Genomic DNA, 23759 nt, shown 5'->3' on the forward strand with positions numbered 1-23759 from the left:
CTCAAAGACATCTGGTACTGCTCGACGAAATGTCGGGGCGTAATAATGGGGAATGCATTGTGGGGTGCTGCCGAATCGACCACCCATTCTGTAACGGTGTTAGCCAATGTCAGCGTTGCAATTCGACTTACCGAAATCGTGGAAGTTTGCCTATTCAGTTTGAGGCCGGCAGCGTGTTGCTCGAGTTTTTTCCGAGGAAGCGAGACAGGCCTGTTTGGATCAATCGTTCGACTCTCGCATGCGATCGATTGCCACCGCAACCAAAATCACGCTCCCCTTGACGACTTGTTGCCAGAACGGCGAGACATTGAGCAGCACCAACCCGCTATTCAGCACACCAATGATGAGGCAGCCAATGACGGTGCCAAAAATCGTTCCACGACCACCAGAAAGCGATGTGCCGCCAATAACCACGGCGGCGATGCTATCGAGCTCGTATCCCATTCCGGCATTGGGTTGCGCCGAATCCAAGCGTGAGGTCATGATCAATCCGGCAACTGCCGACAGCGCACCGGCAAGCATATAGACAATGACCTTAATGCGATTCACGTTCAGCCCGGACAGCCTGGCGGTTTGTTCATTTCCACCCACCGCATAGATGTAGCGTCCCACGCGCGTCTTCTTGGTAATCAAGACGAAAGTGGCAACCAGAGTACCCGCAATCCATACTGGCGCTGGAACTCCCAGGACCGACCGTGTTCCCAGAATAGCTAGACCTTCCCCCAAACCGGTAATCGGAAAACCTTTGGTCCACAGCATCGTCAGACCACGAGCAATACTGAGCATACCGAGCGTGGCAACAAAAGGAGGAATTTTTAAGCGGGTTATCATCTGTCCATTGAACCACCCCAGGAACATGCCCACCATCAATCCGGCCAAGATGGCTCCCCAGGTGGTAAATTGCACTTCCACGCCCAACATGGGTATGGGAACCGGAGCTTTGATCAATCCGGCAGTGATCGCACCAGCAAATGCCAGCACCGATCCCACGGACAAATCGATTCCACCGGACAAGATCACCATGGTCATGCCGATCGACAGGCAGACGTTCACCGAGATCTGCCTCATGATGTTCCAGCCATTCGCCGAAGTCAGAAACCGGTCCGACAGCAGGCTCATCGCCGTGATCATCAGCACCAACACAAGTAGCGATTGAAAGCGGCTCGCATGTTGCCAAAACTTCGATTGATCATTCATCGTTCGTCGTTGAGCCTCCAGGTACTGCGGCTCGCATCAACATTTCCTCATTAGCTGCAGATCGTTTGAATTCACCCGTCTTCCGACCTTCACACATTACCATGACTCGATCGGCAATGCCCAGCAGTTCTGGCAGTTCAGAAGAGACGACAATGATCGCCATTCCATCCTGTTTTAACCGATCAATCAGGGCATAAATCTCGCGTTTGGCGCTGACATCAATGCCACGAGTCGGCTCGTCGAGCATAAGCACGCTTGGCTTCCGCGAAAGCACTTTGGAGAGCACGACCTTTTGCTGATTGCCACCGCTCAGGGCCCCCACACGCTGCGTGGCACTGGGGGTGCGAATCGCAAATTGTTCGACGAACGACTGGGCGTGCTCCCTCTCTCGCTTGCCGCTCAGCAGCCAGGCCGTCTCCAGATCCGCTAGGTTGGACAAATTGATATTTTGTTCCACGCTCATCCCCAGAATCAATCCTTGGCGTTTGCGATCTTCCGGCACAAGCCCTAGACCGTTGCGTAGTGCGACCTCAGGAGAATCAATAGCACAGGGTACACCGTCGATGGTTAAAGCCCCGGTGGTGCCAGCGGGGTGTAGACCGAAGATGGCTTCCAACAATTCGGTGCGGCCAGCGCCCATCAGTCCAAAAATCCCCAATACTTCGCCGCCACACACCCCAAGCGAAACGCGATCGACGAGCGGTCGCCGCATATCCTTGCGGATCAGCGAAAGTGACTCGACGCGCAGGCGTTCGCCCCCCTGGGACACGGCGGGCGAATGGACATAGAGTTCATCGAGTTGTCGCCCAACCATCAACCTTACAATCGAGTCTCGATCGGCCTCTGCGGTCTGGACAGTATCGACCAGCTGCCCATCACGAAGAACCGTTATGCGGTCGCTAATACTCAAGAGCTCGTCGAGTTTGTGGGACACGTAGACGATAGAAACGCCCGAGTCACGCAGCGAACGAATCAAGCGGAACAGAGATTCAACTTCCTGGTCGCTGATCGCCGATGTCGGCTCGTCCATGAAAATCACACGCGCCTTTGAATTAATCGCCTTGGCTATTTCGACCACCTGTTGCTGTCCCACGCGCAGGCGATGCACCTCTGTGCGAGGATCGATCGTGTCATCTAGCGCGGACAACAGATTTTTGCAGTGCCGGTTCTGATCCAGCGAGCGAATCAGTCCTGCCTTGGAGACCAATTCGCGGCCGAGAAAAACGTTCTCAGCCACGGTAAGGTACGGAACGAGGTTGAGTTCTTGGTGCACCAATGCAATACCGCAGTCCATCGCTGCACGTGGATTGGCAAAGTCAACCGGCTCACCGTCGAGCCGAAGTTCCCCCGCATCGGGCTGGGCGGCTCCAGCTAAGATATGCATCAGCGTCGATTTGCCGGCACCGTTTTCACCGATCAGGCCATGGATCTCTCCAGCCCGCACCGAGAAGTCGACTTGGTTCAACGCCAGCACGCCGGGATACCGTTTGACAATGCCGGTCCCCGCCAATACGACCTGTTCTGTTGCCGACGGCATTATCATGGCGGGGTTCCCCCACGCGATTCATCGGCTGATGCAGCGACACTCTCTTGCTGGCTAGCAACTTCCAATCGTATAGGAATCAAGCACAGGGGATCCAGGTCGGACTCGCCGCCAATCCTAGCGCAACCAACGAAGTCGACTTGAACACCAGGTTTCAACAGCGGACGGTTCGGTGCAATGATTTCGCTTTCGACCTTAAGATTCAGGTCTGAAGAGATCGCATTGAATTCTTGTGAATTTGCAAACTCGCTGGCCTTAACCCCCACCGCTTCACGCACGGTGTTGTCAACGACCCCCCCCAATTCAACACAGACTCGGCTTGAACAATCCGGCACGGTTAGCACAACGCGATCTTTCTCCACCATGGCGACCACTCCTTGGCCACGGATACAGAAATACCAGGCTCCGCCCAGCCCAGCCTGCTGACCGAATCGACTTCGGGCTTGGGACGCGTCGGCCGCAAAGGCATCCCACAGCTGCTTGATGTCCGTACTGGCATCGCCGGTACGTAGCGGTCCATCCCACAGAAGACGCACATAGTCAGCCGGATCAGCTACCCTTGGGCGGCCCGCCGCCGCAGGCGAACCACCCGCGTCTGACGCACTGCCTCCCAGCGGTTGCACATGAAATAGTGGCATGAACCAGCAAGCGATGCCACCCAACATTAGCAGCACTCCGGACACGATTAACTGCTTGCGTGACACATTCACTCCCTTTTGCCGAACCCAGCGAACTGGTCGACGTTTTCAGGGGTAACCAGTTCAACGTTGACCGGTATCTTCTGGTCAAAATCCCGCTTGCCGTTGGCCAAATACTCATGTGCGTATTCGGCGGAGGTCCGAGCCATTACCTTGGGATATTGCATCACCGTTGCGGCGATTTTGCCTTCGCTGATCGCAGTCACAACATCCTCAGACCCATCGTACCCAAACACCCGAACTTGCTCCTCGATCCCGGCGGCCAGCAGGGCTTGGTAAGCTCCCATTGCCATAGCATCATTTCCGCAGAAGACCGCGTTGATGTCGTCATGCGATTGGAGCACCGATTCCATCACCTCCAAAGCTTTGTTGCGGTCAAAGTCCGCGCTTTGTTGGGCCACCATCTCGAGCCCGGGATACCGATCGACCACGCTGTGGAAGCCTTTCGAGCGGTTCCAGGTGTTGTTGTCTCCGACCAACCCCAGCAGCTCGACGTACTTCCCCTGCTCACCGATATCTTGGACAAAGTACTTGCCAAGTTCAACGCAGCCCGAATAGTTGTCCGACAAAAGCTGAGCTGTCGCAGCGTCTGTCGAATTAATCTCGCGGTCGATGCAGAACACAGGGAGTCCCGCTTCCTGGGCGCGTTTGACGTTACCAATCGACCCATCGGCATCGGTCGGATTAAACACGATTGCTGCGTATCCGGCAGCAATTGCATTGTCAAAATGAGCTGATTCCTTAGCGGTGTCATTCTGCGAATCGAACAGCGTGGCTTCGTACCCCAGTTCCGCAGCGCGATCGCGAGCCGTTTCACCCAGCACGACAAACCAGGGATTGTTGAGTGTCGAAATAATCACAGCTATTCTTGGCTTCTCCGATTTGCTGACAGGACTGCTGCAACCAATCATTGCAATGAGCAGTAGCCAAGCCAACGGTGAGATACATCGAAGGATGGATCGATTTTGATTCATGGGAGTCGTTTCGTTCGCAGAAATAGGATCGCAAGATTTAGGGCTTAAAACGTGACGCCAGACTTGAGAATGACGTTTGCATACGGACTACATTCGCCGGTACGCACAATCACCTCGCTCTCGCGCGTAAGCCGCTTGAACTCGTCGTGAGGTACTTCGGTGACCAACGGCTCCATTGCGTGGCTTCGGAAAACCTCCATCATCGTTTTAAAGACCTCTGGATTATTCTCATGAATCTCACGGGCCAGCACAATCTCCTCGACCATGAACTCACTCAATATTACGTCCAGCGTTCGCACGAAAGATGGAAATCCTCGTTCGATTGCAAGATCGATCCGCTTCACTCCGGCAGGTATCGGCAGCCCGGCATCGCACACGGTCATACCTGCCGTATGCCCCAGGCGGCTGATCTCATAGCTCAATTCACTGTTGAGCAATCTGGTACGTTTCATATTTCACCTCGCCGCCACCACTCAAGATGCCATTCACGCCTTGTGGGGCACGACTTCGATTTTGACACACTCGTCAAAGTTCGTGACAGTACCGAAACCGTCGACGAGTTCCTCAAGCCCCATGCGATGAGTGATCATTGATGGAAAATCGTAGCGATTGGCTTGCTGCTGAAGGATCTTTAACACAGGTCTCCAATTGGTCCCACAGTGGAAGACGGAATGGATGTGCAAGTTCTTCGAAGTAATGTGTCGCATGACATCCAAGGGCACATGCTTGCCCAGATCGACCCAGTTGCCCACTTCGATAATTGTTCCGCCCTTTCGCACCATCTGCAGCGCCTCGAGAAAGGCCTCGGGTTCACCCGCGGATTCGATCACCAGGTCTGGTCCTACTCCCTCGGTCAACTCCTTCGCCCGCTCAAGGCGCTCTTCTACGCCTACTTTGGATGCGTTGATCGTGACGTCAGCATACAGACTCTTGGCCGTCTTGAGTCGGAGATCGGACAAGTCAGTGGCGATCGTCAATCCGGCTCCCTGAATCCTCGCCATGACTCCGTGCAGCAACCCCAACGGGCCATTGCCCAGCACGGCGACAGACATCCCGGGACCGAAGCCTTCGTTCACTGGCGCAAACGGCACGGAAGCTCTCGCAAGCGAATGGTAGGCTACCGCCATCTCCTCCACGAAAACAGCCACGTCCGTCGCCATCTCTTCCGGCACCTTGAAGAGATGCGTCCTGGGGCGAATGTACATATATTCCGCGAACCCGCCGCGCAGGAAGGGAGGCGTATCGGCATTCGGATGCAGTCCATACGCCTGTATCTGGTTTTCGCAGGTGGTGTTGTTGTAGTGATTTCGACAATACCAGCACTCGCCGCAGTTCACCTCAACAGCAATCGCCACCCGATCACCAGGGACGAGCAATTGCCCGTCGTAGTCCATCGTCCGCGCGGCGGTGTCCCCAATCTCGACAATCGTCCCAATGACTTCATGCCCACCGACGTAGGGATAGATCGACTTCCCACGCAACTCCGTAGCTTCCCCCTTGAAGATATGCCGGTCGGTCCCGCAGATTCCGGCCATATCGACCTTGAGGATCGCAGAGTCGTGATCCATCGTCGGATAGGGATATGTTCGCATCTCCGTTTTGCCGGGCGCGGTCATCGCGACGGCCTTGACTTTGGCGGGACTTGAGTGAGCCATCGATCTCTCCTGCATCCAAAAATATAGTTGGGGTCCGTTGCTTCGGGCTCGGAATGAACCCTACAACAATGTCGACAACGGTATTCTCCTACAATGAAATCGAGAAGTCTCCCGCGAAATCAGCATAAACTCACGGAATACTAAGGCGGGGTCTTGCCCAGCAGACCATGGCACAAGACACGCTGACGGACCTGTCGTATCGTTCGACGGCGGGCGGCGAGTTGGTTCGAAATCGTCAGAATTTAAATCCTAGAGATTGCTCGTCCTACTTGCGGCCATCGAGATCCAACAACTGGTAAAATCGTGGATCCAGTCTCCCAACGAACGGCTAGCCATGCAACATTTCCTTTCAGTTCTCGAACTCCAGTTGGACCGAATGTGACACTCAAACCCATTTTCTTTTTTGCCGTGGCTCTGGTTGTCGTGTCCTGCTCGAGCGCCCATTCCGAACAATTGTTAGTCGAAGGACTAAGGCACCTACGGATTGAAGGGCCGCGAGAGTGGACCGAATTCCCCAATGCACCCGATGACCACAGTATCAACGTGCAATTTGAATCATCGGTCAACGAACGCGAGGTAACGCTCGTTGTCCAACAGCAAGATGTTAAACAGCGTTGGAACGTGGCCATCAACGGTAAACAGCTTGGCCGCCTGCGTGTCAACGAAAACGACATGCTCGTCTACTTTCCAGTGCCAGCGAACCTGCTGCGAGCCAGCGAGAACGCCTTGCAAATCGAGCAAGCCACTCAGCGCAATGCGGTAACTGACGATGTCCGCATTGGGAACATACGGCTACTGGACCGAAAGCTCGAGGATGTACTCTCCGAGGCAACTTGCGAGTTGACGGTCGTGGAAGCCAGCTCAGGAAGCCCTTTGCCGTCAAGAATTACAGTGCTCAATTCGGATGGCGCCCTCCAGTCAGTGGGAGCATCCTCTGGGGAAAATCTCGCGATACGTCCTGGGACGATTTACTCGTCCAACGGTTCTGCAAGTTTTGGCCTCCCCGCGGGTAGCTACACCATCTACGCCGGCCGGGGTTTTGAGTACTCCGTGGACCAGATTCACTTGACGGTGGCTCTCGGTCAAACAGTTCAACGAACGCTGCAGCTCGTGCGAGAAGTCGACACGACAGGCTTGGTGGCCTGCGACACACATGTCCACACACTGACGCATTCCGGACACGGGGACGCGACGGTGGAGGAACGGATGATCACCTTGGCTGCCGAGGGCATAGAAATGCCGGTTGCCACAGACCACAATGTGCAAATAGATCACCGTCCTTTTGCTCTGCAAGCGAACGTCGAACAGTATTTCACGCCGGTCATCGGTAATGAAGTGACGACACGCCTTGGGCATGTGAACATTTTCCCCGTAACTTCTGCTGCGGAAGTTCCTGACCACACCTTGCCGAGTTGGCAAGCGATCCTAGACGCGATCTACGCGACGCCGAACGTCAGGGTCGCCATCCTCAACCACGCGCGTGATGAACACACGCAAGTCACTCCATTTGGTCCACTCCTGCACAATGCGGTGGCGGGAGAGAATATCGAAGGTTGGCATTTTGGTTTCAACGCAATGGAGGTTGTAAATTCATCGAGCACCCAGACAGACATCCTGCAACTGTTCCATGATTGGATGGCAGTCCTCAACCGAGGCTATCACGTGACACCTGTCGGAAGCAGTGATTCCCACGACGTCGGCCGGCACTTCGTCGGGCAGGCGCGGACCTACATTCGTTGCGACGACCAAGCTCCTGGAAATATCGAAGTTAGCAACGCGATTGATCAGTTCCTACAGGGCGAGGTGCTGGTCAGCTACGGCCTCTTGACCAAGCTGGTCGTCGAGGACTCCTTTCATTCCGGACAAATGGCAAACGCCAACGGTAATACCGTGCGATTGAAAGTCCACGTGCTAGGTCCCCACTGGACCCAAGCTAGTAGGCTTCGTATCTACCGCAACGGTCAGGAAATCGCGAGCCGAGATATTTCAAACACACCTGCCGATTTGGCAACGGGTGTTAAGGCGATTGAGGAGTTCAGCTTCCCGAAACCCAAGCACGACGTGCACTTTGTGGCCATCGCTACAGGACCAGGAATCTCGGACCTTTATTGGAAGACTGCCAAGCCCTATCAACCGAAGTCCCCAGATTGGCAAGCGCAAGTTATCGGCTGCAGTGGTGCCGTTTGGCTTGATGCGGATCAAGATGGCGTGGCGACCTCGGCCCATGAATACGCTCGCGAAATTTTCACGAATGCCAACGGCGATCTCAAAGCCATGCTAACAGTGTTGGCAGATTTTGACGCTGCGACTGCGATCCAAGCCGCCCACATGGTTCAGAATGCAGGCGTTTCGCTGCTGGAGGATTCGAATCAAGCGTCCATAAAGAATGCAGCGTCTCATACCCGTCTCGGTTTCGCTCAGTACCTCGACGCTTGGCGTGAAACTCAGCTGGCAAAGTTCGATCATTAGGAAAAGTAAAATGGGCGACGCTGTGGTTCGACACTGAACGATAACTGACAAGCCAATCCTCTATACGGGAGGTACTGCCGGATGAGGCGACCGCACCGCCGGCTTCATCAGCACCTGTGAAATGTCCCTTGAGTTGGACACGATCATGTTGGCACACGACCGAAACGCAACCAACGCAACTATTGGCTTCCTCGCCCTGCCGGGCACAAGTACTACCGGTCGATTACTACCAGTCGATGAAAACAAAGTGGCTTGCCGGAAGAAAACACAATAGGTTGATGGCTAACTCGATTGTCGGACACCCCAACCGTCAGCCTGTCCATTGCACTGAGCAGCGATAGCCCCCAAACTCTTTTCCGTCTGGCCAATCGCGTCTAAATTCGGAACCAGCTGTACTTGGACCAGAACGTCGTACTCCCCCAACTCATCGTTGGGCTCAATGGCGACAACACTGAACGCATGTTCGCGTGCCTTCCGCTGCATGTCTTCAGCATTTTCCTTAGCTGTAAAGCGATACCAAAAGTCGATTGCATGAACGGCCGACATATCCATACCAGAATTTGCCATCCGGTTCAGGGTCTCTCGGCTAGCGTCTTCAGAATCGCCTATCAAATCAGTCGGGTGGGTTAACGCAAATCCAGCCTTGTCCAAAAGCCAGCGAAGCGTCAAAAACACGCTAGTCGTGACGCCAATGATAATCAGGAAGAACGTCATTCCGACGCCCAGATTCAAACCGTTGCGTCGAATCAAGGCACTGCACGCAAAATAGGCCACGCCACCACTCGTGCCAAGCGACAACAGGTTCACAAACCAACCGACCAGCGTAAAACTGCTAAAGTCAATGTCGAGCTCATTGATCGCTGAACCAATCTTATCTGCAATGCCTAGTTTTTCATTCATACGACTGGCAGTCACTTTCGGGATGAGAATTTGGACCTGTGGAAAACTGCGATTAGTCGGTGAACGAGAGGGGGCTACTGGCTTGGAGTTACTGAAGATGCCGATTGGGAAGCATAAGTCGACAGGCGGTATGCTGGCCGCGACTAATGCAGTTCCCAAGATAAGCGCACGCACTTGGGGGTGTTTTTGCCTGAAAGCATCATAGCTAGTTTCTGACACCAGCGTCCGACGCACAGTGAGTTTCCGCAAGTTGCTCGAGCCGCAGCGCCCGCCGCTCCTCGACATAAAGCGCCCCACGCTCCTCCGGTGCCACAGATCGCGAACTCACGAACCTGCCCCCGCCCCGGTTGCCGAGGCGATAACCAACTCCCAATCAATGATCCCTAGCCTGCGTTGCAACCCAGCAACGGTACAATCTAAGGATTGACGGCGGAAACGGGCCAAGCGCTCCGAGCACGCATCCCCTTGTGAGATCAAGAGGCAAGGGCGAGCCAGCTTGCCGCGCACGGTCGCTCCTCCTCGGAAGCCACTGAAGCCACTGCAACTGGCCGGCGATGGCGAAGATTTTTATCGAAAGGCAAAGCCCTAGAAACAACCCTATCGAGTAAAGTAGACGTGTCATGGCGGGCGTCCGCACCTACCGTCGCCTAAGCCGATGTTTTTTTGATCCCACTCCTAGTTTTTATCCTCAGAGGTACTAGACAACCATGAATGCAACGTTTCGAATTCTCGCCGCCATAGCCCTAGTATGCACGATCAGCACCGTATCGATCGCCCAAGATTCGAAGAAACCGCAGGCCGATGACAAGTCAGCCGCCTGGACGCCCCTTTTCGACGGCAAATCGCTCGATGGCTGGGAAAAAGTCGGCAATGAGGATAGCCATTGGGAAGTCAAAGACGGCGAGATCGCGGGCTCTGGCTCGCAATCGATGCTCGTATGTACCCAAGGGCCCTACAAGAACTTCCGCTATCGGGTGGAAGCAAAGATCAATGACGGTGGCAACTCAGGGGTTTACTTCCGCACGACGCGCAAACCTGGCTTCATGGATGGCTACGAAGCCCAGGTCGACAGCACGCATACGGACCCGATTCGCACGGGATCTCTGTACGGTTTCTGCCACGTCTACAAGCAGCACGTTAAACCGGGTGAATGGTTCAGCTACGAGATTGAAGTCCGCGATGACGTTTGGCGTGGGCGCGACATGACTCGTATTAAGATCACCGTGGATGGCAACGAACTCTACGAATACATGGACTTTGCCAAAACCTATCCAGCCGGGCACTTTGCATTTCAACAACACGATCCCGGCAGCAAAGTCAACATTCGCAAAGTCGAAGTGATGCCACTGGATGACTAATGCAAGTTCCGAGTAAAACTTCCTCAAGAACTCTGTTTTAGGCCCCTTCGGTCTTAAGTAGTGGGTGAGGCAACCAAGCCCATTTAGTCGTAGCTAGACTAGGGGCAGGCGGCCTCGCCCACTACAGCAGATCGCATTGCTAGCTTCCAAGCAGCATTGGACTGCAGCCCCATCCGAAGAGCCCCGAATTCGCAACTACACTCCTAGAACGCAAACCCAGGGTGAGCGGGACTCAACGGCATGGTCTTTCCAGTACTGCCGTCAGACGCAGCGGCCCAAATCTGAGGATACGGGCACTAAACGCTAGGATCCAGGTAGATCCGCAGCATTTCTTAGGCGGATACTCTACTCCACTCCGCAAACGCCTGCAAATTCCTCTGGCGTCCCTCACATTAACACGCATCGCAGGATGAGCCATATGTATACCTACCTGAGCATCGCTGATCCGCTATCGCATCGATTTAGGCGGTTCGCTGTATCGCTTTGTATTTTGGCCGCGATGGCGTCGAATCTTACCGCGGAAGACGGGGCCCTCGCGGGCGTTCGGCATCGCGTGCTGGTGTCATCCGACATTGGTGGCACGGATCCAGATGACGTGCAGTCCATGGTGCATCTTTTGGTTTACGCCGACGTCTTCGACCTAGAGGGACTCGTATCCTCGCCTTACGGCCCAGGGCGCAAAGAGCATATCCTGCAAGTCGTCGATGCATACGAGCAAGACTTTCCGCAGCTTAGTTCACATTCCGCTAGCTATCCGGAGCCGGATGCGGTGCGGGCAATTTGCAAGCAGGGCGCCATCGATTCACCGAGAGCATCGGGACTTGGCAACCCGACCGAAGGCTCCGCATGGATTATCCAGTGTGCGAAACGCGACGATGATCGACCGCTGCATGTGCTTGTTTGGGGCGGTATGGAAGACTTAGCTCAAGCGCTGCACGACGCGCCGGAGATTTCACCGAAGCTGCGGGTCTACTGGATTGGCGGCCCGAATAAAAAGTGGAGTGTCGATGCATATAACTACGTCGAGCAACACCATCCCCAATTGTGGATGATTGAAGCAAATGCAACCTACCGTGGCTGGTTCGTGGGTGGCAACCAGAAGGGCGAATGGAACAACAGGGCATTCGTCACCGAACATATTGCCGATCACGGCGCGCTCGGCGCGGCTTTCGTGAACGCCAAAGGTGACATCAAAATGGGAGACACTCCGTCGGTCGCCCGACTGCTATGGGGCGCATCTGAAGACCCGACGCTACCCAGCTGGGGTGGTCAATTTGTTCCAATCTGGGACGGTCGCAAGACGATTTTCGAGGAATGGCCTCAACAGTCTGCCAGCGTCGAAGTCTTCGGCGTCACAGAATTCGCGTTACCACTTCCCGCAGGATATACAGCCACGAACACGACATCGATGGTGTTGAATCGAGGCGTGCCGGCTTCCATCGGCGTTGTGGATGGCAACGTGTTGCGTTTTCGTTTTTCACCACGTGATGCGAAGACTTGGTCCTACGTGCTCCGCAGCGACTTCGACAAACTGGACGGACTGTCTGGCAAGTTCGACGCCGTGCCACCTCCGCTCTCGCGCACGCGTCTGCCTTCAAACGAGCATCCCAACTGGTGGATCGATGATCCCGATCCAGCAGCGGCCGTAGGAGTTCATCCTGGAGCCAACAGCGTTAGCCAGTGGCGCGAGAAGTACCTCCACGATTTTGCCCAGCGGATGGATCGCTGCAAACTGAATTGAGTCTAACCGGCACATCCGTTTCGCACTTTAAACAAATGCATCATGACTATTTCCGCTCCCTTCCTGCAGCCTCAATTTGCACTGAAACTCGTTGGTATTGGTGTGGCAATTTTCTTTGCGATTCAGACGATTAAGGTGTCTGCGCAGTCCGCACACTTAAGCCCACATCAAGCAGTGCAACGCGTTCCACTATCGGAAACGAAGTGGACGGGCGGCTTCTGGCAACAACGCGTCGCGACGTGTGAAGAAAAGATGCTCCCCGCGATGTGGGAGATCATGCAGGGGACGAAGTACAAGCCGTACCTAGAGCATTTCCGAATCGCGGCGGGGCTGTCCGCAGGAGATTACCACGGAGCTCCCTTCAACGATGGTGACTTTTACAAGTGGATGGAAGCGGTCTGTGCATTACAGGCCGTCGTTCCCAATCCCGCGTGGGACAAACGCTTGGATGAAATCATCGCCATCATTGGCAAAGCACAACGAGCGGACGGCTATATCCATACGCCAGTTCTCGTCGCGGCCCGCAACGGCGATCCAAACGCTAGGCCCTTCGGCGATCGGTTCAATTTCGAGATGTACAACATGGGACATCTCATGACGACTGCCTGCCTGCACTATCAGGTGACAGGCAAAGACGATCTGCTGACGATCGCTCGAAAAGCTGCGGACTTCCTCGACGATGCCTTTCGCAATCCCCAAGCGGATGAAGCGCGTCACGCCATCTGCCCGTCGCACTATATGGGGCTGATCGAACTCTACCGAACCACCAGCGAGCCTCGCTACCTAGCGCTTGCCAAGCGTCTGATTGAGATGAGGGACCTTGTGGTCGACGGTGGCGATGACAATCAAGACCGCATTCCTCTCGCCCAGCAGACCGAAGCGGTGGGACATGCCGTTCGTGCCACTTACCTCTATGCTGGCGTAGCCGATCTCTACGCCGAGACCGGAGACGAGGAATTATGGACGACGCTCGAGCCGATTTGGAGCAACCTCGTTGGCAAGAAAATGTACCTCACCGGTGGCTGTGGGGCGCTCTTTGACGGTGCCTCTCCCGACGGTTCCAAAAATCAAAAGTCGATCACGCGCGTGCACCAGGCCTTTGGCCGCAATTATCAATTACCCAACATCACCGCTCACAATGAGACCTGCGCCAACATCGGCAATGTGCTTTGGAACTGGCGAATGTTCTTAGCGAAAAGGGATGCAAAATACATCGATGTCTTGGAGCTCGCGCTCTACAACTCGGTCCTTTCCGGAGTTGCTTTGGAAGGAACTGAATTTTTCTACACCAATCCGTTGCGACATTTTGAACCAGCACCGCTTGCATTGCGTTGGTCGCGGTCGCGTGTCCCCTACATGACCGCCTTCTGCTGCCCTCCCAATATTTTGCGAACGATCGCTGAAGCCAACGGCTATGCCTACGGAACGTCAGACAATACGGTCTGGGTCAATCTCTATGGAGACAACACTCTTGATACGACTTTGGCAGGTGGTCGTGTGCATCTGCAGCAGACGTCGAATTATCCGTGGAGCGGGGAGGTTCGTTTCGACGTGCTGCAGTGCGAATCCGATTCCGCCCACTTAAAGTTGCGAATACCGGGCTGGGCAAATTCAGCCACTTTGAAAGTCGACGGGGCGACTGTCGACTTGGCGTTGGTTGCTGGCAGCTACGCCACGCTTCCTCAAGATCTCCGTTCCGGAATGTCTATCGAGCTGCAGCTTTCGATGCCACCGGTCCTCCTCGAATCTCATCCGCTCGTCGAAGAAACGCGCAATCACGTTGCCATAAAGCGTGGACCGATTGTCTATTGCCTCGAATCAATCGACCTGCCGCAGGAAAACCGACTGGCCGATATTCGAGTGCCAGCGGACATGCAGCTCGAACCACGTTTCGATGCAAATCTTCTGCAAGGGGTTTCAGTGTTAGAAGGCAACGTGGTGGCACGACCTTCGGTCGACTGGCAAGGTGCCCTCTACCGTGAGTTTTCCCAGCCGACCAGCACACCGATCGCGGCCAAATTTGTCCCCTATTACGCCTGGGCGAATCGAGGGAAAGCCGAAATGACCGTCTGGCTACCGCTCGACTAAATGGCAATATTTCTTCAACGCAACGTCTCCAAGGCAAGAGCTGTCGACAAACGAAACCAACCACCCGCCGTGAGCACGACGAGTGCAGTTGCCGGATCAACTCCGCGAGTGCTTTCCGCACTATCCCTCAAACACTTGCCCCCAAAAACTTGCCATTGGATGCATAGGAACCGGACACGAAATCGTCCGACGTGAATTGGCTGAGCGATTTCCGCTCTTCCTCAGGCCATTCCTGGATGTTGCTCATCGGGCATTGCGTGATGGGCCTTGCGATAGTCGCGTGGCGAACAGCCGCAAACTGCTTTGAAAGCCTCGTTGAAGCGACTAAGACTCTGGAATCCCGACTCCAACGCAACATTCAAAATGGCATCTTGGGTAGTGACCAACAACCGTTGAGCATGGGAGATGCGGTGCTGGATGATGAAGGTCGTCATGGTCGTACCGTACGTCTTGCGAAATAGATTCATCGCATAGTTCGGGTTCAGGCCATTGGCATCGGCGATCGATTGCGAGGTTAGCGGTTGCTGGTAATTTCGAGCGATGTAACAGGCAAGTTGATCGGCCCGCGACAACATCGGTGCGGCACGCTCCGGCGGGCTGTCCGAAATCGCATGGGCAAACCGCAACAGCCTTGCTCGGACTTCCAATTGGGCGGCACGTTCCAAATTCACCACCCCGGCTCGCAACTCTTGCTCCCAGCGATTGAATGCAATTTCATCTGCATCGTTCCGCACGGCATCGATCAACAGTTCTCCATGCAAAATGCGATTGGCGACGCTTCGATCGATGCCCGCTCGCAGAAACTCGCTCAGCGGCAACGTTAGGACGAAATAGGGCAACTCGCCTTCAAAGTCCACGATTTGGTGAGGAATTGCAGCCCAGAAAACGCCCAGCGTTCCCGTCTCAATCGTCGTCCGGCAACCGCCCAGCAGGTAGGTTAGGGAACCGGACAGGAGCAAGTTGAGTTCGATCTCGTTGTGCCGGTCTGGACGAGGCATGCGAGTTGGTGTCCACCGTTCACAGTTGAAACCGTAGGGCGAGAATTCAGGGCGTTTGGTATCGAATTGCTTCATCGGTCTTAGAATACCGTGACTTTCGGGCAAGAAACAGGGGGAATCGCGGCCTGCAGCATATTAACATCCTACAACACGGGCCGCATCACTATGCACGACACGCTCGGTTATTGCGGCGGATTCAGTTTGAGCCGCGCGACGGCACTGGGCGTCTCAGCGGGCCACACGGTGGCGTTGCAGTCAGCCTGTAACAGCAAGGCATGGTGTCAGGGTTGGCGGGAGCAAATCCTAGCAAGCCTCGGTTTGAAATGCGATGAAGAGTCAGCCACCGACCTCCAATCAGAGCGTTCGCTCACGGGAACCCCATGCAACCGATTCTGTCCCCCACCACCGTCCAACTTGCGCGACCCATCTTTTTCGTTGCAAGAGTTTTTGCGATCTTCCTTCTAAGCATCGCTTCCAGCGCGTTCGCCATCGGAAAAACGCGAGTGCTGGTGCTGACCGATATCGAAAACGAACCGGATGATGCGCAATCTATGGTTCGATTCTTGACGTACGCGAACCACTTCGACATCGAAGGCCTGGTTGCCACAACTTCGATTCATCAGCAGAACCGCACTGCGGCCGCGCGCATCAAGCAAATCGTCGAAGCCTATGGCAAGGTGCAGAAGAATCTGAGCTTGCACGAACCGGGCTATCCCACGGCAGAATCACTGCTTGCCGTTATCCGCGTTGGGCGCCCGGCTTACGGAATGAATGCGGTAGGGGAGGGCAACGATTCCACCGGCTCCGAGTTGTTGATCGAAGCGGCGGATCGCGATGACCCCAGACCACTGTGGGTGCCCGTTTGGGGCGGACCGAACGTATTGGCTCAAGCCCTTTGGAAAGTACAACAAACTCGATCGCCCGAAGCGCTCGAGAAATTTGTATCCAAATTGCGTGTCTACACAATCTCGGATCAAGACGACAGCGGCCCTTGGATCCGCAAGACCTTTCCCAACCTGTTCTACATTGCCAGTCCCGGTATTCACGCTGGCGGAGCGTACCATTACGCCACGTGGAGTGGGATTAGTGGCGACAAGTTTCACGCCCGTTTCACGGGTGCCGACTTTAGCATCGTAGACAATGACTGGCTCGACAAACACATTCGCCAGAATCACGGCCCCCTTGGAGCCGAGCACCCACATACCGAGTACCTCATGGAGGGCGACACTCCAAGCTTCCTGGGACTTGTCAACAACGGTTTAAACACCCCAGAAAATCCCAATTGGGGCGGGTGGGGCGGTCGCTATGAGTTCTACACGCCGAGAATGCAGAAGTGGTTTCAAGAGGCCGAAACGCGTCCCTTCTGGTCCAACGCCGTCGATGAAGTGAAGGGCTTTGATGGCAATTGGCACACGTCCAACCACGCCACGATCTGGCGCTGGCGTTCCGCCTACCAAAATGACTTCGCCGCCAGAATCGATTGGACAACCAAGCCCTACGACCAAGCAAACCACCCGCCCGTTGTGAAAATCGCGAGCCCAACAAGTCTCAAAGCCCAAAAAGGAGACACCATCCGCCTCAGCGCCGAAGGGACGACCGACCCGGATGGCGACGAGCTCTCCTACCGTTGGTTCTATTACAGCGAAGCAGGCTCGTTCACTACCTCCAATGCACGAACCGGCGATCCGGTGCGGCTTGAGAACGCGGACCAACCGCAATCGTCCTTCGAGGTTCCTAAGAGCCGCGTGATGTTGCCAGGTACCGGCACCATGCACATCATCTTAGCAGTCAGCGACTCGGGCACTCCCAGGTTGACCCGTTATGGTCGCGTCATCGTTGACGTGACCGAGTGACCAGCATCGCGCTGAGCCTCGATCCAACGGAAGTAGAACGCGCATGATTCATCCACAGACGCTCCGGTTGGCACTCGTAGTATTGACAGTGCTGACACTGCACCTGCCCAAACCAGCTCAGGCTCAGTATCCCAAAATCAGCAAGGCAGTTTCCGCCGAAGCCGACCGTCTTCATAAATTGATGCAACAACGCTCTGATGCAGCTTGGGAGGCGGCTCTGCCCACCATCCGAGCCTGGGAAGCGAAGGGCAAGCCCTACATTCCTTGGGCGGCCAAACCTTCAGATTTACCTCAGGCCAACCTTCCTGCGTTTCCCGGCGCACAGGGTGGCGGCATGTACAGCTTTGGTGGGCGTGGTGGCCAAGTCTACGTGGTGACAAATCTTCACGATCGAGGTCCCGGTAGTTTTCGCGATGCACTCGAAGCTGGCGGCCCGCGAATCGTGGTCTTCAATGTGGCTGGTATTATCAAACTCAAAGAACGCATCCGCATCCGCGCACCCTACATTACGATTTCCGGCAGCACAGCACCTGGTGACGGTGTGTGCATTGCCGGAGACACCGTCGAAATCGACACGCACGATGTCATCATCCGCCATATGCGATTTCGCCGAGGCGAAACGTGGGTGGGCGACCGCAATGATTCGATCGGGGGCAATCCGGTGGGCAATATCATGATCGATCACGTTTCGGCAAGCTGGGGGCTGGATGAAAACATGTCCATGTATCGCCATACCTTCCGATCGCCGGAAGATTCGCAAGAACAGAAGCTGCCGACAGTCAATATCACGATTCAGAACTCCATCTTCAGCGAATGCCTAAATCCCTACAACCACTCGTTTGGCAGCACGATCGGTGGATACAATGCCACCTTCCACCACAATCTATGGGCCAGCAATGCAGGTCGCAATCCAAGCGTCGGCATGATTTATGATTTCACATTTGCCAACAATGTCATCTTCAACTGGCGGCACCGCACGACCGATGGCGGCGATCATCGAAGCTTCTACAACATCATCAACAACTACTACAAACCGGGACCTGCCACGCCGCTCGATAAACCGATCAGCTACCGCTTTCTCAAACCCGAATCGCGACGAGCGAAATCGCCCGTTGACGATTTTGGGCATGCCTACGTCGAGGGCAACATTGCAGAAGGTAACGCGCGAGTCTCGTCCAATAACTGGGACGGAGGTGTGCAAGTCGATTCGAGTGGTGATGCGGGAACCATTCTCAAGCAGATTCGTGCTGAACAGCCCTATCCGCATGCGTACTTGGAACTTCAATCCGCCAGCGAAGCGTATGAAACAGTGCTGAAGCGCGCGGGTGCAACTCGCCCCAAGCGTGACGCGGTTGACATGCGAATCGCCGAAACGGTTCGAAGCGGACGAACCACCGCTAAGGCCGGGCCAAACGTGCGCGACAAACTTTCCAATCCAAACTATTCGCAGGAGAAGGTGGACGACCTGGTCGACCTAGTCGCGTTGGGGCTCATCACCGACATCGAACAGGTCGGCGGTTACCCCGAGTATCACGGGCAACCCTACGCGGATGCTGATGCCGACGGCATGCCTGATGAATGGGAAACTCGGCACGGCTTGAATCCGAACGACGCATCCGATGCGGTGTCCGATCTAAATGGTGACGGATACGCCAACATTGAAGACTTTATCAATGGCCTCGATCCAGGGACATCGCATACAGCCTGGCGCACCCCTCACACCTATGAAGACCGCTGGAGTTCTGATCCAGTGCTCAAAGCCAGGCTCGACCGTAATTAAACGATCACGCCCTCGAAACAGTTCTCCAACGTAGAGCAGGCATCATCCCATGAAGACTATCCTTTCGCTCTGCTTGTCGATTTCATTACTGGGGACTCTGTGCGCGGCACCGCCAGATAGCAACACGCACAACAATCGTGCCGATGAACGCGATGTGGATGAACGCCATGTGATTGTGGTTGGCACGGGAATGGCTGGCTTGTCGGCCGCCTTAGAGGCGGCTCAAAACGGCGCGAGAGTCACCGTCTTGGAGAAGTGGTCCGTGTTTGGTGGGACGTCCTTCATCTCCGGTGGAAAGCTTGCCATCGTCGGAACCGAACTGCAGAAGTCCAAGGGGATCGAGGACTCGCCCGATCTAGCGTTTCAGGACTTCGTCAATTGCGGTAAGGATCTGGATCGGGAGTGGGTGCGATACTATGTAGATCATTCGAACGAGGAAATCTTTGAGTGGTTGTCGGAGGCAGGCGTGAAGTTCGACATCGTCGCGGCCTTTCCAAGAAACAGCGTCCCCCGCGGTCATGGTTCAAAGGAATTGGGCGTAGGACTGATCAATCCCCTATTCCGCACCTGCTTCCAACATCCCAACGTAGAATTCGTTTGGAATACCAAGGTCGTCGATTTGGTCCGCGACCAGAATGAAATCACCGGAGTGAAGGGCGTGGACACGCGTTCTGGCACGGAACGTGAATTCCTGGCGGATGCGGTCGTGTTAGCGACCGGCGGATTTCAGAGCAATCTGAAGATGATCCGAGAGAACTGGCCCTCGGCCTTGCCTTGGCCCTCCCGTGTATTGACCGGTAGTGGTATTAATAGTCTGGGAATCGGGCATGGCATCCTGCGTGAGGCTGGCGCAGCATATCATCGGATGAGTTACGTCTGGAACTATCCGTACGGATTGCCCGATCCACGCGATCCCAGCGGCAAACGGGGACTCCTATTTGCGCATGGTCGAGCTATTTGGCTGAATGGCGACGGGCAGCGTTTTGTCAGTGAGTCCGCTGACATCGAAGCCAAATTGAACGCGATGTTGCGACAGACGCCGGCGAGCTACTGGGCCCTCTTTGACGAGTCCAACAAAACTCGCGTTTACGTAGCAGGAACAGACTTTGGAAATTTTGCGGTAGTCCAGCGAGTCATCTACGACAATCCGAAGCTCGTCAAATCGGCCATGACCCTCGAATCACTTGCCGAGGCTGCTGGGCTACCCCAAGAGGCAATGGCGGAAACCGTCCGGCGCTACAACGCAATGGTCGATGCGGGCAACGATGCGGACTTTCATCGATTCTCGCTGGAAGATTCCGCGGATGAATTGCCACCCAAAATCGAAACGCCTCCCTTTTACGCCGTACAAATCTACCCTATGACCCGTAAGAACATGGGAGGCGTGTTGACGGACCATTCGTGCCGAGTCCTCGATGCGCAAGACCGCCCGATTCCCCGGCTCTACGCAGCGGGCGAATTGAGTGGCTTTGCAGGTATCAACGGCACATCGGCACTTGAAGGGACATTTCTCGGGCCTTGCGTCGTGACCGGGCGCATGGCTGCACGCACAGCCGTGGCTGATGCCGCTGCGCTGCATCGAGCGAGACGCCCGGCGGCGCCTTCTCAGCCGCCCCAGCCTTCCCAGACGTCACTCCCGTTATCCCAGCCCTCCCAGGAACTGGAACCAGTCACGGACCTCAACACAGCCGCGTCGAACCAATGCATCGCCTGCCATGATATAAAATCGCTGGTGGGTATGAATCGCCCCGGCTACCTCCATTTCGAAAAGTCGCACCAACGGGTACTCGATCGCGAACTGAATTGCTCGACCTGCCACCCTGGCATGAATCCTTATCAGAAGGATTTGCACCGGATCGACATGCAAGCACTGAGCCACCATTGCGGCACCTGCCATCTATCGAAGGACTAGAGTCTCATGTTTCATCTACAACGTTCCCGCCCAGCCCGTCTGCTTGCCATCGCCGCTTGTCTGCTTCTGTGCACTGCGGGCCTTCATGCCGAGGAGGGCTTCTCGATTTCTTGCAAGGCATCAAAGGTCACCATCTCCTACAACGGCGAACTAGTCACCAACTACCTATTTCGTGACAGCGACGCTCGGAAGCCGTATTTTTGGCCGGTCATAGGTCCAACTGGCAAATCGATGACGCGCGCGTTTCCCATGGAAACAGTCGATGGCGAGCAACACGACCATCCACACCATCGCGGCATTTGGTTTGGGCACCAGGGCGTAGCCGGCACAGACAACTGGTTGGAGATCGCTTCCAAGAATTTCGAAGGCGCGCAACAAGAGTCTTTTCTGGCTAGCCTAGGTTCAATTAACCACACCGCTTTCACCCGCATCTCAGCCGATAGTGATGCCGCCATCATTGAGTCGGAAAACGATTACTTGGATTCTTCGGGCAAGCAATTGATGGCCGACCGACGCTCGATGATCTTCAGAATGTCGGATGACAAGCTGGTGCTCGATTTCAACATTGCGCTGATCGCCCAATACGGAGACGTCGAGCTCGAGGATAAAAAGGACGCAGGACTGAACGTGCGAGTGCCTACCTCCATGTCCCTCAAGGACGGCGAGGGACACATCGTCAATAGTGTTGGCGACCGCGACGACGCCACGTGGTCCAAGAGCGCCGCTTGGGTCGACTACCACGGACCGGTTGAAGGTGAACACTTAGGAATTGCATTCCTCAATCATCCTTCCAGTTTTCGTTACCCAACGCGGTGGCACGTCCGAGATTATGGACTCTTCACGGCAAACCCGTTTGGCCCCAAGAGCCTCGATGAGAACGCCGAGTCAGGTACGTTCACCTTGAAAAATGGAAAACACGTCCATTTGCGCCATCGCATCATCATTCATCAAGGTGACGAAAAGACTGCTGATATCGCGGCTGCCTTCCGCGATTATGCAGCATCACCCGCCATCGGCGATTGAGAGCCTTGGGGAACGTCAATACTGCAGGTTTGACAGCCTAGATTCAAAGACTGCCCGCAGGTTTAAAAAATAGCGGGCGAACTAATGAGCTTCGATTCACATTTACAAAGGAACGGGACATGATTCGACAGAATACTGACAGCCGGTGCAGTACCCAGACCGCCATCCTCGGGCTGTCGCTGGTCTGCCTTGCGCTGCTTTCGAATACTGCAGCCTCACAGCCCCCCACGGTTCCAGCCTTTCCGGGCGCCGAAGGGTATGGGGCGATGACCAGCGGTGGCCGGGGCGGTCGGGTCATCGAGGTGACAAACCTTGAGGCAGCTGGCCCAGGAAGCTTGCGAGCAGCCCTTGAGGCCCAAGGGCCACGCATTGTGGTCTTCAAGGTTTCGGGAACCATTGACGCGGACTTGAACTTCAACCAAGACCACATCACCGTGGCTGGGCAAACGGCACCTGGAGATGGCATTACGATCAAAGGTCAACTTCACATCAATGCCAGTGATGTTGTCGTTCGCTACCTACGAGTAAGAGCCGAAGGTCGCGATGATGCGGTGTCCAGTAGATACAAGAAGAATATCATCCTGGACCATGTGTCGGCTAGCTGGAGCAAAGATGAGGTGATGTCGCTTTACCACGGAGAAAACGTCACCATTCAATGGTGCATGGCTACGGAAGCCTGTGGTGGCTCGCACCGCTTTGGCGGCATTTGGGGAAACAACCACGGCACTTACCATCATAATCTCATCGCGCACAACATCTCTCGCAATCCCCGTTTCGCTTCTGGCAGCGGAAACAATGATTTCCGCAACAATGTGATTTACAACTGGCAGCACCAAAGTGACTATGGGGGTGAAGCACAGCAACCCATTAAAGCCACGTCCGCACACAAATTAAATGAAACCTTCAGCAGCTTTTCAGTAAACATGGTGGCCAACTATTTCAAGCCCGGCCCTGGAACACACCCCGACAGCAAGAATAGAATTTGCTCCCCCTGGTCCCGCAACGGCGTGGAAGACTACGGTGACTGGTATCTAGCCGACAATTATATGGCTGGCAATCCCGAGGTTACGGCCGACAATTGGAAAGGCGTTTTCCCGAAATCCGAGGCGGTCGACGTCGACCTGGATGCAATTCCAGGGTTAAGGCTGATGGCGCCGTCTGAATCCCTACCTATCCCACAGGAAACGGCACAGGAAGCTTACGAGGCAGTACTTCGCCATGTCGGTTGCTCCTTGCCTGCACGCGACGCGATCGATGATCGCATTATCGAAGAAGTCCGGAGCGGCACTGCAACCAAGGGCGACCAGGGGTTTATTGAAACTCCCAGCGATGCGGGTGGCTGGCCTGATCTTCAATCTCAACCGGCACCGGCCGACGACGACCACGATGGCATGCCCAATGTATGGGAAGACAAGGCAGGCCTCGATCTGAGCGACGCTTCCGATGCAGCTCAAGACAAAGATAACGATGGCTACACCAACGTCGAAGAGTACATCAACGGAACGGATCCCGGCGTATTCATTGACTACACGAACCAGGAAAACAACCTGAACACCTTGCACTAGGCAAC

Annotated in this window: 17 protein-coding genes; 9 read left to right on the plus strand and 8 right to left on the minus strand. The window is 55.1% G+C overall.

Annotated elements, in window-relative coordinates:
• Nucleotides 1-219: 219 nt before the first annotated feature.
• From Q31a_RS16170 to Q31a_RS16195, 6 genes are read right to left on the minus strand one after another with little or no spacing between them, the layout of a single operon-like run.
• Nucleotides 220-1197: an ABC transporter permease gene (locus tag Q31a_RS16170; RefSeq protein ID WP_145079960.1), complete on the minus strand. Its 978-nt coding sequence runs from the start codon at nucleotides 1195-1197 to the stop codon at nucleotides 220-222.
• Complete coding sequence (locus Q31a_RS16175) at nucleotides 1190-2740, minus strand: sugar ABC transporter ATP-binding protein (protein WP_145079963.1); 1551 nt, start codon at nucleotides 2738-2740, stop codon at nucleotides 1190-1192. Before Q31a_RS16175 ends, Q31a_RS16170 begins: the two co-directional genes overlap by 8 nt.
• Complete coding sequence (locus Q31a_RS16180; protein WP_145079966.1) at nucleotides 2737-3444, minus strand: DUF2291 family protein; 708 nt, start codon at nucleotides 3442-3444, stop codon at nucleotides 2737-2739. Before Q31a_RS16180 ends, Q31a_RS16175 begins: the two co-directional genes overlap by 4 nt.
• A gap of 2 nt (nucleotides 3445-3446) precedes the next feature.
• A complete protein-coding gene (locus Q31a_RS16185; protein ID WP_145079970.1) occupies nucleotides 3447-4412 on the minus strand; it encodes a D-ribose ABC transporter substrate-binding protein in 966 nt (321 codons plus the stop codon).
• A 44-nt stretch (nucleotides 4413-4456) separates the two neighbouring features.
• The gene (gene rbsD, locus Q31a_RS16190; protein ID WP_145079973.1) at nucleotides 4457-4864 is read right to left on the minus strand and encodes a D-ribose pyranase; all 408 of its coding nucleotides are present in this window, start codon (nucleotides 4862-4864) and stop codon (nucleotides 4457-4459) included.
• 33 nt (nucleotides 4865-4897) lie between these two features.
• Nucleotides 4898-6067 (minus strand): zinc-dependent alcohol dehydrogenase, encoded by a 1170-nt coding sequence (locus tag Q31a_RS16195; protein WP_231690789.1) that lies wholly within the window; start codon nucleotides 6065-6067, stop codon nucleotides 4898-4900.
• 378 nt (nucleotides 6068-6445) lie between these two features.
• Between Q31a_RS16195 and Q31a_RS16200 the strand changes: the two genes are divergently transcribed.
• Nucleotides 6446-8536 (plus strand): CehA/McbA family metallohydrolase, encoded by a 2091-nt coding sequence (locus tag Q31a_RS16200; protein ID WP_145079979.1) that lies wholly within the window; start codon nucleotides 6446-6448, stop codon nucleotides 8534-8536.
• A gap of 282 nt (nucleotides 8537-8818) precedes the next feature.
• Here the strand turns inward: Q31a_RS16200 and Q31a_RS16205 are convergent, their stop codons facing one another.
• A complete protein-coding gene (locus Q31a_RS16205) occupies nucleotides 8819-9436 on the minus strand; it encodes a ribonuclease E inhibitor RraB (RefSeq protein ID WP_197355323.1) in 618 nt (205 codons plus the stop codon).
• Between the two features lie 707 nt (nucleotides 9437-10143).
• On the opposite strand from Q31a_RS16205, the gene Q31a_RS16210 reads away from it, so the two are divergent.
• The 3 genes from Q31a_RS16210 to Q31a_RS16220 all read left to right on the plus strand — a co-directional run bounded on the left by Q31a_RS16210 (nucleotide 10144) and on the right by Q31a_RS16220 (nucleotide 14623).
• Nucleotides 10144-10794: a 3-keto-disaccharide hydrolase gene (locus Q31a_RS16210; RefSeq protein ID WP_145079987.1), complete on the plus strand. Its 651-nt coding sequence runs from the start codon at nucleotides 10144-10146 to the stop codon at nucleotides 10792-10794.
• A 409-nt stretch (nucleotides 10795-11203) separates the two neighbouring features.
• Nucleotides 11204-12535, plus strand: coding sequence for a DUF1593 domain-containing protein (locus Q31a_RS16215; protein ID WP_231690790.1), 1332 nt, complete (start codon nucleotides 11204-11206; stop codon nucleotides 12533-12535).
• A gap of 42 nt (nucleotides 12536-12577) precedes the next feature.
• Nucleotides 12578-14623 (plus strand): glycoside hydrolase family 127 protein, encoded by a 2046-nt coding sequence (locus Q31a_RS16220; RefSeq protein WP_145079990.1) that lies wholly within the window; start codon nucleotides 12578-12580, stop codon nucleotides 14621-14623.
• A gap of 221 nt (nucleotides 14624-14844) precedes the next feature.
• Here Q31a_RS16220 and Q31a_RS16225 read toward each other — a convergent pair whose 3' ends face one another.
• Nucleotides 14845-15696: a helix-turn-helix domain-containing protein gene (locus Q31a_RS16225; protein WP_145079995.1), complete on the minus strand. Its 852-nt coding sequence runs from the start codon at nucleotides 15694-15696 to the stop codon at nucleotides 14845-14847.
• A 305-nt stretch (nucleotides 15697-16001) separates the two neighbouring features.
• Here Q31a_RS16225 and Q31a_RS16230 point away from each other — a divergent pair, with 305 nt between their 5' ends.
• The 5 genes from Q31a_RS16230 (at nucleotide 16002) to Q31a_RS16250 (ending at nucleotide 23754) form a co-directional block, all read left to right on the plus strand.
• Entirely contained in the window at nucleotides 16002-17474 is a 1473-nt protein-coding gene (locus Q31a_RS16230; RefSeq protein WP_145079998.1) for a DUF1593 domain-containing protein, read from the plus strand.
• Between the two features lie 43 nt (nucleotides 17475-17517).
• Nucleotides 17518-19254, plus strand: coding sequence for a pectate lyase family protein (locus Q31a_RS16235; RefSeq protein WP_145080002.1), 1737 nt, complete (start codon nucleotides 17518-17520; stop codon nucleotides 19252-19254).
• Between the two features lie 49 nt (nucleotides 19255-19303).
• Nucleotides 19304-21166 (plus strand): FAD-dependent oxidoreductase, encoded by a 1863-nt coding sequence (locus Q31a_RS16240; protein WP_145080006.1) that lies wholly within the window; start codon nucleotides 19304-19306, stop codon nucleotides 21164-21166.
• Nucleotides 21167-21172: 6 nt separating this feature from the next.
• Complete coding sequence (locus Q31a_RS16245; RefSeq protein ID WP_145080009.1) at nucleotides 21173-22189, plus strand: DUF6807 domain-containing protein; 1017 nt, start codon at nucleotides 21173-21175, stop codon at nucleotides 22187-22189.
• 119 nt (nucleotides 22190-22308) lie between these two features.
• A complete protein-coding gene (locus Q31a_RS16250) occupies nucleotides 22309-23754 on the plus strand; it encodes a pectate lyase family protein (RefSeq protein ID WP_145080012.1) in 1446 nt (481 codons plus the stop codon).
• Nucleotides 23755-23759 lie beyond the last annotated feature (5 nt).

Origin of the sequence: Aureliella helgolandensis, assembly GCF_007752135.1 — a bacterium.
GTDB lineage: Bacteria > Planctomycetota > Planctomycetia > Pirellulales > Pirellulaceae > Aureliella > Aureliella helgolandensis.

Excerpts from the sequence above, each read along its gene's own strand:
- rbsD (WP_145079973.1), bottom strand. The coding sequence starts at position 4,864 with ATGAAACGTACCAGATTGCTCAACAGTGAATTGAGCTATGAGATCAGC.
- Q31a_RS16250 (WP_145080012.1), top strand. The coding sequence starts at position 22,309 with ATGATTCGACAGAATACTGACAGCCGGTGCAGTACCCAGACCGCCATC.
- Q31a_RS16195 (WP_231690789.1), bottom strand. The coding sequence starts at position 6,067 with ATGGCTCACTCAAGTCCCGCCAAAGTCAAGGCCGTCGCGATGACCGCG.
- Q31a_RS16210 (WP_145079987.1), top strand. The coding sequence starts at position 10,144 with ATGAATGCAACGTTTCGAATTCTCGCCGCCATAGCCCTAGTATGCACG.
- Q31a_RS16185 (WP_145079970.1), bottom strand. The coding sequence starts at position 4,412 with ATGAATCAAAATCGATCCATCCTTCGATGTATCTCACCGTTGGCTTGG.
- Q31a_RS16170 (WP_145079960.1), bottom strand. The coding sequence starts at position 1,197 with ATGAATGATCAATCGAAGTTTTGGCAACATGCGAGCCGCTTTCAATCG.
- Q31a_RS16215 (WP_231690790.1), top strand. The coding sequence starts at position 11,204 with ATGAGCCATATGTATACCTACCTGAGCATCGCTGATCCGCTATCGCAT.
- Q31a_RS16205 (WP_197355323.1), bottom strand. The coding sequence starts at position 9,436 with ATGAATGAAAAACTAGGCATTGCAGATAAGATTGGTTCAGCGATCAAT.
- Q31a_RS16230 (WP_145079998.1), top strand. The coding sequence starts at position 16,002 with ATGCAACCGATTCTGTCCCCCACCACCGTCCAACTTGCGCGACCCATC.
- Q31a_RS16220 (WP_145079990.1), top strand. The coding sequence starts at position 12,578 with ATGACTATTTCCGCTCCCTTCCTGCAGCCTCAATTTGCACTGAAACTC.
- Q31a_RS16235 (WP_145080002.1), top strand. The coding sequence starts at position 17,518 with ATGATTCATCCACAGACGCTCCGGTTGGCACTCGTAGTATTGACAGTG.
- Q31a_RS16240 (WP_145080006.1), top strand. The coding sequence starts at position 19,304 with ATGAAGACTATCCTTTCGCTCTGCTTGTCGATTTCATTACTGGGGACT.
- Q31a_RS16225 (WP_145079995.1), bottom strand. The coding sequence starts at position 15,696 with ATGAAGCAATTCGATACCAAACGCCCTGAATTCTCGCCCTACGGTTTC.
- Q31a_RS16245 (WP_145080009.1), top strand. The coding sequence starts at position 21,173 with ATGTTTCATCTACAACGTTCCCGCCCAGCCCGTCTGCTTGCCATCGCC.
- Q31a_RS16175 (WP_145079963.1), bottom strand. The coding sequence starts at position 2,740 with ATGATAATGCCGTCGGCAACAGAACAGGTCGTATTGGCGGGGACCGGC.